The sequence below is a fragment of the Streptomyces roseifaciens genome, from assembly GCF_001445655.1.
GTDB lineage: Bacteria > Actinomycetota > Actinomycetes > Streptomycetales > Streptomycetaceae > Streptomyces > Streptomyces aureoversilis.
Map to the genome: position 1 here is coordinate 886,930 of NZ_LNBE01000003.1, position 16,127 is coordinate 903,056.

Here is a 16,127-nt window from a genome sequence, read left to right on the forward strand (position 1 = left end):
CTCACCGGCTCGCCGGAGGGTCGCCCTCCACGGCGGCCAGGTACAGATCCAGCAAGTCTTCCGTGAAGTACGAGCTGTACGAGATGTCCGGGGTGTCGCCCCCGGTGTGGTAGCCGCCGATCACGCCGATCAGCGCGTACCTGTCCGCCCCGCGCACGAGGAACGGCCCGCCCGACGTACCGCCGACGTACCCCGCACAGGCGATCTCCAGGAAGTCGCCCGGGGCGTTCGGGTCGGTGCTGGTGTAGCGGTGCGTGGAGGAGGAGCAGTCCAGCGGCTTGGGGTACTTGGCGTCGCTGCTGCCGGGATAGCCGATGAGCCGCACGCTGCGGTGGGCGTACCCCGGCCGGATCGCGAGGTCGAAGCCGCCGACGACGCTCTGCACGTTCTCGCCGTCCTCGCGCTCGCCGAGCCGGAGCACCGTGTAGTCCCAGCGGGCGCCGCGGTCCGTCCCCAGGTCGTAGTAGCGCTGGTCGATGTAGATGGCCTCGACGGGGAAGACCCCGTGGGGCTTCTGCCCGTCGTGGTACTGCGGCACGAACGTCAGCCGCTTCCTGGGATCCGGCGAACGCAGGCAGTGCGCCGCGCTCACGGCCAGGTCCCGGTGCGGGCTGCGCACGACCGTACCGCCGCAGAACCGGCCGGTGTCGTCCCCGTCGGTCCAGAAGAACGTCCCCACCTGCGGCAGCCCGTCGAAGGGGTGGCTGGGCGGCACGGGCCCGCCACGGGCGCGCGCGCCCTTCCGGTCCGCGGTGGTGGACGGCACGGCGGCCGCCATGCGCTCGGCCGTCCAGTAGGCGTCGGCCTCGGCAGCGGCCCGCTTCGGCGGCCCCCCGGCGGCGACCGCACCCGGCCCGGAAGCGACGGCGGCCGACAGTCCGAACAACAGGGCGGTCAGGCCGCGCACGACGATCGGTCTGCAGAAGCGAGGTCTGTTCACGGACGGATACCTCCTCGGTGCGCGGGGCGCCCGGCAGGGCGAGGGCACGTACGGGGCGAGCGTGTCATCGTCCTACGGGCGGGAGCCGGGGGAACAGGGCAGGACGCGACAGGTTCACAAGGACGTGGGACATGCCGGAAACGTACCGATAGCCTGCGCTGGACAGGGAATCGAACGACCATCGGGCAAGGAGTGGGCCAATGGTTGATCCGGTGTCACTGACCGCCGTCACGACCGCGGTCACCGCCGCTGCGGGCTCCGCGGGGACCGAGGTGGGGCGGCAAGCATGGGCGTCCCTCGTGGACTTCGCCCGCCGTGCGCTCGGCAGGAGGGGAGAGCCGGACGGTGGCGGCACGGTGCCGCTGCCCCTCGACCCGGCAGACGGTGAGCAGGTCAGGTCGCTCGCCGCGTTGCTCTTCGCGCACCTTCACCAGGACCCCGAAGCCGCCGCCGAGTTCGTGCGCTGGGCCGAGCGCGCGCGGTCGGCCGTGACGGTCGACGCCGGCCGGACCGTCAATACGGTCGGAGGCAACGCCCGCACCGGAACGGTGATCCAGGGCAGGGACATCACGTGGAACGGGCCCGCCGGGGCGCCCGGAGGGACGGCCCCGGCGGAGTGAACCTACGGGTGGACCAGGGAGGCTATGCACACGCGGGAAACGGCGGCGGCCGGTGCGGCAGCGGCAATCGGTGCGGCGAAAGCGAGAGCGAGGGTGGCCGCAAGGGCGAACCGGCGTGCTTTGTTCACGTTACTTTTCCTCTGGGTTCTGTGTGATGTGAGGCATGCACATGCATGCAGCCGCCGTAAGGACTATGCGGCCGATGCAGAAGCTAATGCTCCGGTCAGCTCCGGTTAGGCCCCTTGGTCCAACTGATCAAATGTGATCGGAGTTGGCCGTGAAGGATCAGGAAGCGGCTCGCTCAATTTCTCCCGGATATCCGCCGCCTCCCGCCGCGCCCGCCTCGCCCCCGCCGGGTCCCCGCTCTGCGCCCGCAGCTCCGCCAGCGCCTCCAGCGTCGTCGCCTCCTCCAGGTGCGCACCCGCGGTCCGGTGGATGGTCAGCGCGGCCGCCAGGTGCTCGGCGGCATGGCGGAGCCGCCCCGTCCAGAGCTCGGTGAGGGCGAGTTCGCGCAGTGCGTACGCCTCCTCGTGGGTGGCACCGATCCTGCGGGCCAGGGTGAGGGCGGCGGACTGGTGCGCCAGGGCCTCGTCCTCGCGCCCCGCGCGGCGCAGCGCCTGGCCCAGGGTGTTGAGGGCGATGGATTCGTGGCGCCGGTTGCCCATGCTGCGGAACGTGTCCAGCGCCTGCCGGCACAGGGTCAGCGGGTGCTCCACGTCGTGGGAGTCCAGGAGCTCCCGCGCGAGGTTCATGCCGATCGTCGCCCGGTGCCCGCGGCTCCCGATCGCCTTGGCCAGGGCGAGCGCCTGCGTGTAGGAGCGGATCGCCCGTTCTTGGTTGCCGAGGATGCCGTGGATCTCGCCGAGGTTGTTGAGGATCTGGCACTGCCCCCGCCGGTCGTCGACCTCGCGGAAGCGCGAGAGCGCGTCCAGGAAGCACTCCGCGGCGTCGTTGTAGCGGCCCAGGTCGAGCAGCATGATGCCCAGGTTGTTGAGGCAGCGTCCCTGCTGCCGCCGGTTGCCGGTGCGCATGAGCAGGGTCAGCGCCTCCTGCTGGCAGGCGAGGGCTTCGTGGGTGCGCGCGGTGTAGGCGTACGGCAGGGCCAGCCGCTGCAGGGCTTCCGGTTCGCTTTCCGCGTCGCCGCAGGCGCGGGCGAGGGCGAGTGCTTCGTTCGCGTGGCGGATGGCCTCGTCGTAGTCGGCGAGGTGCGTGTTGATCACGCTGAGGTCGTTGAGGGCCCGGGCGTGCGCCTGACGGTCCCCCGCCTCGCGCCAGTAGGCGACAGCATCCTGGTGCGCCTCCTGCGCGACGGCCCACATGCCTTCCTCCTCGAGGAAGCCGCCGAGGGCGTTGGCCAGGAGAGCGGCCTCGCGAGGCGCCCCCTTCCCGCGGGCGTGGTCGAGGACCGCGAGCAGGTTGTTCCGCTCCGTCGCGAACCATTCCTGCGGGCCCGCGGGGTCGATCCACGTCGGTGACTCGTCGGGCGCAGGGACCGACGTCACGTCGATCCGGATGCGGTGCGGGTACAGCACGCGGTCTGCCCGGTCCGCGCAGTGGAGGTGGAAGGCGAGCAGCCGCTGCGCAGCCTGCTCGTCCTCCGCGCGGGCCGCGGGGTCGGCGGTCCCGAGGCCGCGCGCGTACTCGCGCAGCAGGTCGTGGATCCGGTAGCGGTGCGGCGTGGGCTCCTGCAGCAGATGGAAATTGAGGAGGTCCTCGAGCGCCCGCTCGGTGTCGTCGAGCGACAGACCGGTGAGCGCCGCGGCCGCGTACGCCCCGAACTCGGCGCCGATGTGCAGGCTGAGCCTGCGGAAGACGGTCTGCTGGAGGGCGGTCAGGGACCGGTAGGAGAAGTCGAAGGTGCGGGCCAGGTCGCGGTGGCTGTCGCGGATCTCCGGGAGCCGGTCGCTGCGGGCGAGCCGGGTCATCAGGTCGCGCGTGGTCCAGGAGCCGTGCGAGAGGAAGCGGCTGGCGACGATCTCGATGGCGAGCGGCAGGTGGCCGCAGAGGCGGACGATCTCGGAGGTGTCCTCCGCGTTCTCCTCGTGCCCCGACCCGCGCTGCCCGATCCGGTCGCGGAAGAGGGCGACCGCCTCCGACCGGCGCAGGATGTCCAGGGAGATGGGGCGGACGCCGGGCAGGCCCGCCAGCCGGCGCCGGCTGGTGATGATGATCTGGGAGGGCGTGGCGCCCGGCAGGAGCGGCCGTATCTGTTCCGGTCCGGCGGCGTCGTCCAGGATGACGATGGCCCGCCGGTCGGCGAGCATCGTGCGCCACAGCGCGGTCAGTTCGTCGAGCGTGCGGGGCAGTCCGCCGGCCGGTACGCCCAGGAGCCGCAGGAGCTGGCCGAGCGCGTCCTCCGGCCCCATGGGCTCCTGGAAGGTGGCGTGGGCCCGCAGGTTGAGGTAGATGCGGCCGTCGGGGAAGCGTTCGCGCAGCTCGTGGGCGACGTGCACGGCGAGGGCGGTCTTGCCGACGCCGCCCATGCCGTCGATGGCCTCCAGGAGGACGACGGCCCGCGGTCCGTCCGGGCCGGGGGCGAGGGTGGTGGAGAGCCGGTGGAGCTCCTCCGCGCGGCCGACCCAGGGCACGTCGTGGGGCAGGTTGTCGGGTACGGCCGCCCGCTCCTGCCCGGGGCCGGGGCCGCCGGTGCGGGGCAGCAGCTGGATGGCGGGGACGCCGTTCAGCACCCCCTGCTGGACGCGCTGGAGCTCCTCGCCCGGGTCCGTGCCGTGCTCGCTGACCAGGGCGTGGGTGACCCGGCGCAGGAGGCGGCCGGCCTCGGCGGTGCGCCCGCTGCCGTGCAGGGCCAGGGCGAGGAGGCTTGCCAGCGACTCGTCCGTCGGGCAGCGGCGCGCCAGTCCGGAGAGCCCGGCGACGGCGTCCGCGAAGTTGCCCAGCCGCATGGTGAGGACGGCGCGTGTGCGCGTGGCCGAGACGCTCGCGGCCTCGGCGGTGGAGCGCACGTGCTCGGCCCACGAGCCGGACAGCCCGGCCAGCGGCTCCCCCCGCCAGAGCCGGGCCGCCTCGTCCAGGAGCCGGATCGCCCGGTCCGGGTCGCCGCTCTCGGCGAGGGCGCGGGCCCGGGCGGTGAGACCGAGGTAGCGGCGCAGGTCGACGGTCTCCGGGTCGGCTTCCAGGATGTAGGTGTGGGCGTACGAGGTGAGGGCCGGGGCGTCGTCCCCGCCCACCTTCTGCAGGGCGGAGCGGATGCGGGACGCGTAGGTGTAGAGGTTGTCCCGGGCCCGCTTCGGAGGATCGTCGTCCCAGACGCGGTGGACGAGCGTGTCCAGGCTCACCGGGCGGCCCACGTCGTAGGCGAGGGCCGCGAGCGTGCAGCGGGCCTTTGCGGAGCCGAGCCCATTGCGCCGTTCGCCGGCCCGCAATTCGACGGTGCCCAATAGCCGGAATTCCACCTGCGCCCCTTCCGCCGGGACGTCCAACTCGGAGGATGAGCATGACACAGCGTCAAACTCTGGTGCCAGATTGCGCACGAGTGGCTGTGAATCGATTGTGGTTCCCAGGGGGGCGATCGAAAACACACGGGATGGGTAGTTCTTCGGTCAGGCATTGCCAGATGGATAGGCCATGTGCATGCGTCATATCCGCCCGGCGCAGAGGGGAGCGACGGATCCGGTGAGAGAACGAGACCTCGTCGACGTGTTCATGGGGGCCGGACCGGCGGCGGGCCTGCCGCCCGGCGGCGCCGCCTGGCGGTCCCTGGAGCGCCTGACCGCCGCCGCCCGGGAACGGGACGCCGCCCTCGCCGCGGCCTGGAGCGCGGCAGGGCTCACCGGCTCGTACGAGAGCCTGCACGCGCTCGCTGCCGCGCTGGTGGGCCACACCGGGGACGCCCGCCTGGGCGAGGCCCTGCGGCAGTGGTTCCACGCGCACGCCGGGCAGGGCGCCGCAGCCGGAGCCCTGCACACGAACGTCCTTCAGGGCGACACCCGGGTCGAGGGGCCGAGCCTCCAGGCGCGTGACGTCCACGGCGGGATCCACCTGCACCACGCCCCGCCGCCCCGGCGGCCCCCTACTCCGCGTCAACTTCTCCCCGTCCCCGCCCACTTCACCGACCGGACGGACGACCTCCGGACGCTCGACGCGCTGCGCACCGCCCGGCCCGGCTGCGCGCCGCGGCTCGTCGTCGTGAGCGGCCCCGCAGGCGTCGGCAAGACCGCTCTCGTCTCCCGCTGGCTGCAAGCCGCCGCGCCCGAATTCCCGGACGGGCAGCTCTACGCGGACCTCCGCGGCCACGCCTCCGCCGGCCCGGCCCGTGCGACCGAGGCGCTGGCGGGCTTCCTGCGCGCCCTCGGCGCGGGCTCCGTGCCGGCCGCGGCGCAGGAGCAGACGGCGCTGTGGCGATCGCTGACGGCCGACCTGCGGCTGACGGTGATGCTCGACAACGCCTTCTCCGCCGCCCAGGTGCGCGCCCTGCTGCCCGCCGCCCCGGGCAGTCTCGTGGTCGTCACCAGCAGGTACCGGCTCACCGGGCTCGTCGTCGACGGCGCGGGGTTCCACCGCGTCGGCATGCTCGATCCGGCGGCCGCGCTGGAGCTGCTCACCCGTGCCGTCGGCGGCGACCGCGTCGAGCGGGACCGCGAGGCCGCACGCCAAGTGGTCTCCCTGTGCGGCCGCTTGCCGCTCGCCCTGTGCCTCGCCGCCGCCCAGCTGGCCTCCCGGCCGCGGCGCCCGGTCGCGGCGCTGGCCTCCGCGCTGACCCGTGGGCGCGGACCCCTCGACGGACTCAGCGTGGAAGGAGAGGCCGCGGTGCGAACGGCCCTGGACGAGTCCTACGACGCCCTGCCCGCGCGGGCCGCCCGGGCCTACCGGGCCATGGCCCTGCTCCCGGTCCGGCAGTACGACGCGCACCTGGTCGCCGCCGCCTGCGCGGTGGCGCCCGAGGAGGCCGAGGACCTGCTGGACCTGCTGGCCGACGTGAACCTGCTGGAGGAGAACGAAGTGGACAGCTACCGCTTCCACGACCTCGTCCGCCTCCACGCCGCCCGCCGGGCGGAGAGCGAAGAGACGCCCCAGCAACGTGAAATGACGCTCCGTCGGTTCGTGGACGGCTGCCTCGCCGCCGCCACCTCCGCCGAGGAGCTCCTCACACCCAGCCACCGCACCCTGCCGCGCTCCTACGCCCACCCGCCCGCCGTTCCGGCCCCCTTCGACAGCGCCGACGGATGCCTCGCCTGGCTGGACGGGCACCGCTACGACCTCATGGCCGCGCTGCGGCTCGCGGCCGACCGGGGCTGGGACGCGAGCGCCTGGCAGCTCGCGGACGCCATGTGGCCCCTGTTCCTGCGATTACGCCCCTACGACCTGTGGGTGGAGGCCCACGAGACGGGGCTCGCGGCGGCACTGCGGGACGGCCACCGCGCGGGCGCGGCCAGGATGCTGACGTCCGGAGGCGGCGGCCTGTGCAACGCCGGCCGTCCCGACGACGCCGTGCAGTGGTTCACGGACGCCCTCGGCCGGGCTCTGGAGGACGGCGACGAACGGCAGCAGGCCCAGGCCTTGCACGGCCTCGGCAGGGCGCACCAGCTGAAGGACGACCCGGACCGCGCCGAAGGCTTCTTCGCCCGCGCCCTCGCCCTGCGCGAGGCCATCGGCTACCGGCGCGGAGCAGCACTCTCGCGGGTGTGCCTGGGGGAGACGGCCACGGCCCGGGGCCGTGGCCGGCAGGCGGTGGACCACCTGTCCCGGGCCTACGACGACCTGGTGGCCGAGGGCGAGGGCTACGAGGCCTCCCGCGCCCTCGCCCACCTGGGGCGCGCCACCGCACTCGCCGGGGATCCGGAGGCCGGGGCCCGGCAACTGCACCGGGCCCTGCAGGACTTCGAGGCATCCGGATCCGTCCACTGGCAGGCGCGCACCATGGAGATGCTCGGCATGGTGGCCGGGGAGCGCGGCGACGCGGCGGACGCCCACCGCTGGTTCACGCGCTCCCTGGCCCTGTACGCACCCCTCAGCCCCTCCGACGCCGCCCGGCTGAGCGCCCGGCTCGGGGAACTCCCCGGCGCCGGGCCCTCCTAGCCGGTCCGAGGGGCCGAGCCCCCGTCAAGGCCTTCCGGCCGGGTACACCTCCCGCAGCTCCAGTACCCGGCCCGCACACCCGACGGCCAGTCCGGCGAGCCGCTCCAGCGGGAGGCCCGCCACGATCCGGCCGTGTACGTACGAGGCGAGGACGGCGACTTCGTCGGCCCCGGCACCCGTGTGCGGACCGTGTGGCGCCGGTTCGCACTCCATCGTGAGCAGCCGTCCGCCCCGCACCCCGATCACCAGGCCGCCGCCGGCCACGGGTACGGCCGTGAGCAGGCAGCCCGTGTGGCGGGCGAGCAGTCCCATCGCCCGGAACGACGCCGCACCGGGCCCGGGTGAGGGCCGCCCGCACCGCAGCACGTCGGCGCTCCCGGCCCAGCCGGGAGCCGCCCGCCCGTCGGGGTCCACGCTCCAGTGGACGTCCCTGGCGGGCAGTCGCCGCACGCCTCCGTCGTCGGCAGCCGGCGGGCCGGCGGGACCGGGGCGCACCGTCCAGCTGACGCCGTCCAGCAGGACGGTCGCGCCGCGGTGGCGCCTTCCCGGCCGGACGACGGCACGTACGTGACCCGGCATCATGCGCGCGGCCCCGCGGTCCGCCGGGCCGTCCCGCCGTCGAGCGGCGGCGGGACCGCCGCGGGCTCGGTGACCGGAGCGTACGCGGGCTGGCCCAGGCCGAGCAGCCGGTACATCAGCGTCCGCATGCGCCGGTTGAAGCGGCCCGGCTCGGAGGAGATCAGCGCGGCCACCTGCTCGTACTCCCGCTTCCGGTACTCCGCCGCCGCGTACTCCAGCTGGCCCTCCAGCGGGTGCAGCGGTGAGAGCGCGGGCGCGGTCCGGGCGAGCGCGGCCGCCGGGGACGACGGATGGACCTCGTCCTCCGGGAAGCGGGCCACGAGCACCGGGACGCGGGGAGCCACCGTGGCGTAGGAGGTCAGCGAGCCGTGGTCGCCGATGACCGAGTCCGCCGCGACCAGCAGTGCCCGCCAGTCCGTCTCCGGCGGCACGAGCGCGAGCCCCCGCGCCCGGACGCCCGCCAGCCACGTGCGGATCTGCCGGCCGCCGTGCCCCGCCCACACGTTGGGGTGCACGAGCACGGCCACGCGGTAGCGGTCGGACGGCAGCTCGCCGATGAGCCGCGGCAGCAGCGCGTCGAACCGGCCGAAGGAGGAGGACGGCCCCCACGTGGTGGTGGTGACCACCAGATGCTGCCGCGGGCCGACCCCCAGCGCCCGGCGGTAGGCGTCCCGCAGCGGCAGGCTGGAGACGATCCGGTCGTAGCACGGGTCCCCGACCACGGCGGCCGCCGGCACGGCCTCGGGGCACCAGCGCGCGAGTTCCGCCAGGTCGCGTTCGTGGGCGAGCGCGATGGCGGCGGGCACGACCCGGCCGCCCCGGGTCAGGTACTGCCGGCTGAGCATCCCCGTCGGCCGGCCGTCCGCCGGCGCGGGGCGCCCGCCGCGCAGCAGTTTGATGTGCCCGGCTCCGTGCGAGAGCCGCACGAGCGGGCCGCGCACCTTCTCGATGCCGCGCGAACCCGCCGCCAGAGCCAGGTCGAAGCGGGTGCGCACCGCCTCCTGCCAGGGCAGCGCGGCCGCCCCCAGCTCGTGCAGGAAGCCGCCGGTCCCCTCCCCGAGCGCGTGCGGCGCGGCGGTGAAGACCAGCTGGATCCGCAGGTCCCCTTCCAGGAGCGAGAACACGTCGCGCAGCCGCTGCCCGTAGGTGACCGTGTGCACCACGACCAGGACGCGCTTGCGGCCCGGCAGCGTCAGCCACCGGTCCTCGGGCGCCGGCAGCGGACCCGGCCGCCCGTGAGTGTCAGACATGAGAGCTTCCCCCATGAATCCCGGCGCGGCCCCGCCCTCCCCGGCGGGCCCGCGCCTGTCGTCTTCCGGTGTTCTTCCGGTCTTCCTTCGGGCCGGGTCTGCCCGGGGGGTCTGGCGGAATGCTTGCAGCGACCTCGACGCTTCCTTGCCGGGGGCGCGGACCGGCCCGCGCCGGCGCCGCCGGGGCGCGGTCCGGTCCTCCGCGCGTGGTGAGGGCGAGTATCAACTCGTGGTTAAGTCCGTCACCCAGTCGAAACACCGGGCGGACTAGTGCTGGGGGTTCGAGGCGTGACAGGATGCTTCTCGCAGTCACCTCCGGCTTAACTGGCCGTGAGGTGACGTGGGGGAAGAACATCGGCCGGTGAGGACGGAGCGGATGGCAGTCGGGGGCGACAGGTCGGCAGGTGACGCGGGCAGCCCGCTCGCGGCGCGGCTCAACTACCTGTTCGCGAACATGCACCCGCCCGGCGCCCCGTACACCAACGGCCACGTCGCCGACGAGATCACCAACGGCGAGGAGTACGGCGAGGTCGGCCTCACCGAGCAGTATCTGTCGATGCTGCGCAACGGCCGCCGTGCCAACCCCAGCCCGGACGTGCTGCGTGCGCTGGCGAAGTTCTTCGCCGTGCCCGTCGGCTATCTGATGGGCGACCTCTCGGCCTCGCAGGCCGAGCGCGTGGAGGAGGAGGTCCGCTTCCTCGTCGCCATGCGGGACCAGCGGGTTCGGGCCATCGCCCTGCGCTCGGTGGGCCTGCCCCCGGAGGTGCAGGACAGCCTTACGACGATCATCTGCCAGTTCCGGCAGCAGATGAACCTTCCGTCCGACCCGCCCGACGCGGGTGGTGAGGAGCGCCCGTGACCGTTACGGCGGATGACCGGCTCTTCACTTACTGGCGGCGTACCGAGGACGAGGACGGTGCAGGCATGCGAGTGGGGCGCATACGGCGCCGGTGCAAGCAGCTCATCCAGGAGCTCGCGCTGCCCGCGTCCACCGACCTGCAGGGCCTGTGCGACATCGTCGCGCGCCGCGTCGGCCTGCCCATCCGCCTGGTCCCCATGAGCCTCGACGGCGTCGTCTCCGGCATGACCGCGACGACCGACGACGCCTACTGGGTCATCTACGAGCAGAAGACGTCCCCTTGGCACCAGGTCCACATCGTCCTGCACGAGATCGGCCACCTCCTCCTCGGCCACGACCAGGACCCGGCCGTCACCGAGGACGCCCTCAAGGTGTGGACCCCCTCGGTCGACGTGGCCACCGCCATGCGCCGCATGGGCCTGACCATGGGCCTCGCCCGCCACCACTGCTACGACAACCTCACCGAGCGCGAGACGGAGATCCTCGGCACCCTCCTCATGGAGAAGGTCGTGCCCCCGCCGCCCGGTCAGGACGCCCGCCTGGAGGGCGCGGCCGCCGAGCTGGCCGCGTCCCTCGGGCCCGCCCTGCAGCACGTCCGCCGCGGGATCCGGGAGAACGCCGGAGCCGGCGGGGACGCCGGGGCCGGCGGAGACGGTGGAGGCGGCCGTGTTTGACGTCCTCTACCTGACCTTCAGCGCCGTCGCCTGGGCCATCGTCGGCTACAAGGCCCGCGCCTGGTTCCGCGACCGCGGCAACGTCGACCTGGGCCTGACCGCCCTGATGACCTCCGGCGTCCCCGTCGTCTTCCTGTTCTCCGCGCCCAGCGTCTACCGCGCGTTCGACCGGCTGACCGGCGTGGCCAACCTGGCCATGGTCTTCCTGTACTCGGCCGTGGTGCTGTTCGCCTCGGGCGCCACGGTGCTGCTCCTGCGCTGGACCAGCCGCGGCGACGCCCGGGCGCACGCCCGCGCGGCCGTGCGCTCCCGGATCGCCGTCGCCGTCGTGGCCGTCGCCTGGGCCACCGCCATCGTGTGCTTCGCCGTCGGCCGGCCCGACTCCGTGGAGCACCCGCGCGACTTCAGCACCGCCTACGCCCACGCGCCCGGCGTCGTCGCCTTCCTGGTGCTGTACCTGGCCATCTTCGGCACGAGCCTCGCCGGGCTCGGCGCGCTCTGCCCGCGCTACGCCACCCAGCTCGGCCCCTGCTGGCTCGCCAAGGGGCTGCGCACGCTCGCCGCGGGCTGCTGGCTCGGCCTGCTCTACTGCCTGTGCAAGCTCGTCGGCTTCGTGCTGACCTGGGCGGGCCACGACGTCTACTGGCTGTCGAACGGCGTCGCCCCGATGAGCGCCTCGGTGGCCGCACTGCTGGTCCTCCTCGGCTTCTCGCTGCCCGCCGCAGGCCCCCGCGTCTCCGCCTGGCGCCGGCTGCACCGCCTGCAGCCGCTCTGGCAGGCCGTCACGGCCCACGCCCCCGAGGTCACCCTCACCGGGCACCGCCTGACGGGCCGCTGGCCCTTCGCGGACCTGGAGTGGCGGGCGAACCGGCAGATGGCGGAGATCCGCGACATCCAGCGCGGCATCCGCCGCCACGTCGAGCCCGCCGCCCTGGACATCGCCCGGAGCAAGGCGACCGGCGCCGCGCTCGACGAGCGCCGCCTCGCCGCGGTCGTCGAGGCCGCGGCCCTGCGCCGGGGCCTGCAGAACCAGATCACCGGGCACGTCCCCGCCCCGCACGCCGACAGCGTCGTCGTGACCGTCAGCGCCGATCCGGCGGAGGAACACGAACACCTGGCCCTCGTCGCCGACGTCTACCACGACCCGATGGTCGACGCCGTCCTCGAGGAACTACGGGAGATGAGCGCGGCACGCCGTCCCTGACGGCGTGCGGCCCATGGACGAGGCGGCCCTGGACGGGGGTCAAGGCCGCCTGCGCCACAGGCCGGCGCCGGGTCCGTCACCACGACGGATCCGGCGCCGCCCGTGCGCGTCACCTCCGGCGGGTTCGCCGTAAGGCTCCGGTGAGCCCCGTGGCGGGCCCCGGGATCCGCCCCCCGCCTCCGGTCCCCGAGCACCGGACGGCTTGATCTTCTAGAGTCGGGCGCCATGCAGAACTCCACCGCCTCCGGGCTCATGACCGACCCGTACGGCACTTACGCCAGGCTGCGCGAGGCCGGCCCGGTCCACCGCATCACCGGCCCCGACGGACGGCCCGCCTGGCTGGTGACCCGCTACGACGACGTCCGCCGGGCGCTCGCCGACCCGCGGCTGTCCCTGGACAAGGCCAACGCCGCACGCGACAACTACACAGGGTTCAGCCTGCCTTCGGCCCTGGACCGGAACCTCCTGAACATGGACCCCCCGGACCACACCCGGATCCGCCGCCTGGTCGTCAAGGCCTTCACCCCCGGCCGCGTGGACAAGCTCCGCGCACCGGTGCGCAGGATCGCCGACGAACTCCTCGACGCCGTCGAGGCCGACGGCCGTACGGACCTGCTGGCCTCCTACGCGGGCCCGCTGCCCATCACGGTCATCTGCGACCTGCTGGGCGTACCGCAGGAGCAGCGGGTGGACTTCCGGGCCTGGACCGACGCCATGCTCGTGCCCGACCCCACGCGGACCCACCTCATGAAGGAAGCCATCGGCAACATGATGCGCTTCTTCACCACTCTCATCGCGAGCAAGCGCGCCGCCCCCGGTGACGACCTGCTCTCCGACCTCATCGCGGTCCGTGACGGCGATGCGGGGGACGGAACGGACGGTGCCGACCGGCTCTCCGAGGACGAGCTGAGCTCGCTCGCCTTCCTGATCCTCTTCGCGGGCTACGAGAACACCGTCCACCTGATCGCCAACTCCGTCCTGGCGCTGCTGGACCACCCGGCCTTGATGGACTCTTTGCGAGCGAATCCGGCCGGACTCGGAGCGGCCGTCGAGGAGTTCATGCGGTGGGACGGGCCCGCGGCTCTCGCGATCCGCAGGTTTCCGCTGGAGAACGTGGAGATCGGCGGGGTGACCGTGCCGGCCGGGGAGACCGTCCTGCTGTCCCTGGCGTCGGCCAATCGTGACCCTCATCACTTTTCCGAGCCGGATCGGCTGGATCTGAACCGTGATCGTTCCGGTCATCTCGCGCTGGGCCACGGGATCCATTACTGCCTCGGCGCCCCGCTGGCCAGGATGGAGACGGAAACTGCGCTGGCAGCGCTGCTGGAGCGGTTTCCCGGGCTCGCGCTCGACGGGGCGCGGGAGGACGTCGCCCGGCGGCCCTCGATACGTGCGAGTGGCCTGATTTCGCTCCCTGTTCGCTGGTAGTCAGCAAAGCCGAACAGGTTTTTGGTGCATAACCCATCCTTGATGAGGTAGAACTGTCCTCGAGCCCGCCCGGTGTGCATCCCCCGTCGCACCGGGCGGGCCTTCGAACCCTCGGGCCGGATTCTCCGGCGCGCCGGCCGCATCGGCCGTGGCAGCCTCAGCGGCCGGACCGGCTCGCGGTGGATCAGACCGTGGTGGATCAGACCGTGGTGGCAGGGAACTTCAGCAGGGCGACGGCCGCGAGCATCTGTATGCTCACCGCCGCCACCGCCTTGTGCGTGGGCAGGTGGTGCTGACCGCGGATCAGCAGGGCGGCGAAGGCGTAGCCGAAGGCCGAGGTGATCCAGGCGGCCGCCCGTACGGGGAAGGAGTCCCCGGGCAGGCACGCGTCCAGGGCCAGCCGCGGCAGGTCCGTCGCCCAGAACACCACCACGAACAGCGTGACCGTGGGGCCGAACTTGCCGTTGCCGCCGAGCCGGCGGGCGATGGCCTGGGTGGCGATACCCAGCAGCAGGCTGGCCAGGACGAGCACGACGTCGGCTATCGCCATGGCCTCCAGGGCCAGGGCGGGGCCCACCCGCCAGCCCTCCCAGAACGAGTCCTTGCCCAGCGTCCCCAGCGCTCCGCAGAGCAGGCACAGGAACGCCGCCGCCCCCCACACGCTCCGGTCCCGCGCCTCGTCCAGGATCTCGACCGGGCGGTACCACAGCCCGAAGAAGAGGCGGTGCCAGTACAGCCTGCGGCGGGGGGCGGCGGAGGCGTGCGGGGCGGGAGGTGAGTGAGGGGAGGCAGAAACAGGCATGGGTGCAAGTATCACCGCTCGGCGGGCACCCCGGTGTCCGGGTCGGCGTCCGGCGCCTCGCCCGACCTGGCGTCAGGAACCGCGCCCGCGGCGAGGTCGGGGGCTGTTCCGGGGGCCGTCCCGGCGGCGGCGTCCGGGTCGGCGCCGTGCAGGTACTCCTCGCTGATCTCCCGCGGCCCGAACGGCCACACCTTCTCGTAGCGCGACCAGAGCACGAAGGCCACGCAACCGGCCCCGACCCAGGCCAGGGACCATTCGATGGGATGCCGGCCGGGGGAATTCCGGTCCGCGTAGCCGTAGATGACGAGCCAGCCCACCAGGGCCACCAGGCTCGGCAGCGGGTAGAGCCACATCCGGTACGGGCGCGGCAGGTCCGGCTGGCGGCGGCGCAGCACGGTCACGGCGAGGACCTGGGCGAGGGCCTGCACGATCACCATCACGGCGGTGAGCAGCTGGATCAGTGTGGCCAGGTCCGTGTGACGGCCGATCAGGAACCCTGCGCCCGTGATGACTCCCATGGCGGCCAGGCCCAGCGCCGGGAAGCGGTGTCTGGGGTGCAGTCGTCCGAAGGGGCGGAAGAAGACCTTCTCCCGGGCGGCGTCGTAGGGCACCCGGGAGCCGCCGAGCAGCCCGGCGAGGACCGAGGCGACGGCCGTGACGAGGATGAGCACGGTGACGACCCGGGCGGGCCCCTTGCCCCAGGCCTCCTCCAGGACCGCCGAGGCGACGGACGAGGACGCCGTCGAGGCGGGGTCGAGCATCTGCTTCCAGTCGATGACGCCGAGCGTGCCGATCTGCAGGAGCAGGTAGATGGCCATGATGCCGAGGATGGAGAAGACGATGGCGCGCGGCAGGGTGCGCCCGGGGTTCTTGATCTCGGCGCCCATGTACGCGGCCGTGTTGTAGCCGAGGTAGTCGTAGATGCCGATGGTCAGGCCCGCCGCGAAGCCGATCCAGAAGTGGTCCGACGTCAGCTCGAAGGCGCCCGAGGGGTAGGTGAAGGCCCGGTCGGGGCTGAAGTGGGTGAAGGCGGCGAGGATCACCAGCACGACGGAGGCGATCATCACGCACCACAGCACGACCGTGATCCGTGCGATGTTCTCGACGCGCCGCCACAGCACCAGCACGATCAGCGCGATGACGGCCAGTCCGGTCACGTCGCCCTGCATCTGGCCCATGTCCGGCCACAGATAGCCCAGGTACTGCACGAAGCCGATGACCCCGGTGGACATGCCCAGCGGGATGAAGAGCATCGCCGTCCACACGAACAGGAACGGCATCAGCTTCCCGGTGCGGTACTGGAAGGCCTGGCGCAGATAGACGTAGCTGCCGCCGGCGCCGGGCAGCGAGGCGCCGAGCTCGGCCCAGATCAGCCCGTCGGCCAGGGCCAGCACCGCGCCCGCGACGAAGCCGATGACGGCCTGCGGGCCGCCGAAGGCCGCGACCATGAGGGGGATGGTGACGAAGGGGCCGATGCCGCACATCTGGCTCATGTTGATGGCGGTGGCCTGGAACAGTCCGATGCGGCGCACGAAGCCGACGCGCTCGTCCGGCGGTGGATCCGTCTCTGCCATTGAGGTCGGCCCTTTCTCGCGCCGGACGGGGTCCGGCTGACCTGATTGTCCGTCCAATGCACTGGTAGCACCGGCGTGTCGCAACCGTCCACCGTTCCGACACGCCGGTACTGCCGACCGGCCGACCGGGTAGGTTCCGTTCGCAACGGCAGTGACCGAAG

Annotated in this window: 12 protein-coding genes; 6 read left to right on the forward strand and 6 right to left on the reverse strand. The window is 73.2% G+C overall.

Translation table 11 applies throughout. From position 1 onward, the window contains the following. Position 1: 1 nt before the first annotated feature. Positions 2-940: a trypsin-like serine peptidase gene (locus tag AS857_RS09725; RefSeq protein WP_245699725.1), complete on the reverse strand. Its 939-nt coding sequence runs from the start codon at positions 938-940 to the stop codon at positions 2-4. A gap of 200 nt (positions 941-1,140) precedes the next feature. Between AS857_RS09725 and AS857_RS09730 the strand changes: the two genes are divergently transcribed. Then, positions 1,141-1,560: a hypothetical protein gene (locus AS857_RS09730; RefSeq protein WP_058042722.1), complete on the forward strand. Its 420-nt coding sequence runs from the start codon at positions 1,141-1,143 to the stop codon at positions 1,558-1,560. Between the two features lie 233 nt (positions 1,561-1,793). Here the strand turns inward: AS857_RS09730 and AS857_RS09735 are convergent, their stop codons facing one another. Next, positions 1,794-4,958, reverse strand: coding sequence for an AfsR/SARP family transcriptional regulator (locus AS857_RS09735; protein ID WP_058042723.1), 3,165 nt, complete (start codon positions 4,956-4,958; stop codon positions 1,794-1,796). 235 nt (positions 4,959-5,193) lie between these two features. Between AS857_RS09735 and AS857_RS09740 the strand changes: the two genes are divergently transcribed. Next, positions 5,194-7,596 (forward strand): tetratricopeptide repeat protein, encoded by a 2,403-nt coding sequence (locus AS857_RS09740; RefSeq protein ID WP_245699727.1) that lies wholly within the window; start codon positions 5,194-5,196, stop codon positions 7,594-7,596. Positions 7,597-7,620: 24 nt separating this feature from the next. Here the strand turns inward: AS857_RS09740 and AS857_RS09745 are convergent, their stop codons facing one another. Both AS857_RS09745 and AS857_RS09750 read right to left on the reverse strand, forming a co-directional pair. Beyond that, a complete protein-coding gene (locus AS857_RS09745; protein WP_058042724.1) occupies positions 7,621-8,178 on the reverse strand; it encodes a hypothetical protein in 558 nt (185 codons plus the stop codon). Next, a complete protein-coding gene (locus tag AS857_RS09750) occupies positions 8,175-9,425 on the reverse strand; it encodes a hypothetical protein (protein ID WP_058042725.1) in 1,251 nt (416 codons plus the stop codon). The genes AS857_RS09745 and AS857_RS09750 overlap by 4 nt, the downstream gene beginning before the upstream one ends. Positions 9,426-9,801: 376 nt before the next feature. On the opposite strand from AS857_RS09750, the gene AS857_RS09755 reads away from it, so the two are divergent. The 4 genes from AS857_RS09755 to AS857_RS09770 all read left to right on the forward strand — a co-directional run bounded on the left by AS857_RS09755 (position 9,802) and on the right by AS857_RS09770 (position 13,590). Then, complete coding sequence (locus AS857_RS09755) at positions 9,802-10,284, forward strand: helix-turn-helix domain-containing protein (RefSeq protein WP_058042726.1); 483 nt, start codon at positions 9,802-9,804, stop codon at positions 10,282-10,284. Then, positions 10,281-10,958, forward strand: coding sequence for a hypothetical protein (locus tag AS857_RS09760; protein WP_058042727.1), 678 nt, complete (start codon positions 10,281-10,283; stop codon positions 10,956-10,958). Before AS857_RS09755 ends, AS857_RS09760 begins: the two co-directional genes overlap by 4 nt. Then, a complete protein-coding gene (locus AS857_RS09765) occupies positions 10,951-12,162 on the forward strand; it encodes an MAB_1171c family putative transporter (protein ID WP_058044034.1) in 1,212 nt (403 codons plus the stop codon). The genes AS857_RS09760 and AS857_RS09765 overlap by 8 nt, the downstream gene beginning before the upstream one ends. A 225-nt stretch (positions 12,163-12,387) precedes the next feature. Further along, complete coding sequence (locus tag AS857_RS09770) at positions 12,388-13,590, forward strand: cytochrome P450 family protein (protein ID WP_058042728.1); 1,203 nt, start codon at positions 12,388-12,390, stop codon at positions 13,588-13,590. 199 nt (positions 13,591-13,789) lie between these two features. Here the strand turns inward: AS857_RS09770 and AS857_RS09775 are convergent, their stop codons facing one another. Together AS857_RS09775 and AS857_RS09780 are read right to left on the reverse strand one after the other, a co-directional pair. Then, positions 13,790-14,392: a hypothetical protein gene (locus AS857_RS09775; protein WP_079110203.1), complete on the reverse strand. Its 603-nt coding sequence runs from the start codon at positions 14,390-14,392 to the stop codon at positions 13,790-13,792. An 11-nt stretch (positions 14,393-14,403) separates the two neighbouring features. Further along, entirely contained in the window at positions 14,404-15,966 is a 1,563-nt protein-coding gene (locus AS857_RS09780; RefSeq protein WP_079110204.1) for an APC family permease, read from the reverse strand. Between the last annotated feature and the right edge of the window lie 161 nt (positions 15,967-16,127).

Excerpts from the sequence above, each read along its gene's own strand:
- AS857_RS09730 (WP_058042722.1), top strand. The coding sequence starts at position 1,141 with ATGGTTGATCCGGTGTCACTGACCGCCGTCACGACCGCGGTCACCGCC.
- AS857_RS09745 (WP_058042724.1), bottom strand. The coding sequence starts at position 8,178 with ATGATGCCGGGTCACGTACGTGCCGTCGTCCGGCCGGGAAGGCGCCAC.
- AS857_RS09750 (WP_058042725.1), bottom strand. The coding sequence starts at position 9,425 with ATGTCTGACACTCACGGGCGGCCGGGTCCGCTGCCGGCGCCCGAGGAC.
- AS857_RS09755 (WP_058042726.1), top strand. The coding sequence starts at position 9,802 with ATGGCAGTCGGGGGCGACAGGTCGGCAGGTGACGCGGGCAGCCCGCTC.
- AS857_RS09770 (WP_058042728.1), top strand. The coding sequence starts at position 12,388 with ATGCAGAACTCCACCGCCTCCGGGCTCATGACCGACCCGTACGGCACT.
- AS857_RS09775 (WP_079110203.1), bottom strand. The coding sequence starts at position 14,392 with ATGCCTGTTTCTGCCTCCCCTCACTCACCTCCCGCCCCGCACGCCTCC.
- AS857_RS09780 (WP_079110204.1), bottom strand. The coding sequence starts at position 15,966 with ATGGCAGAGACGGATCCACCGCCGGACGAGCGCGTCGGCTTCGTGCGC.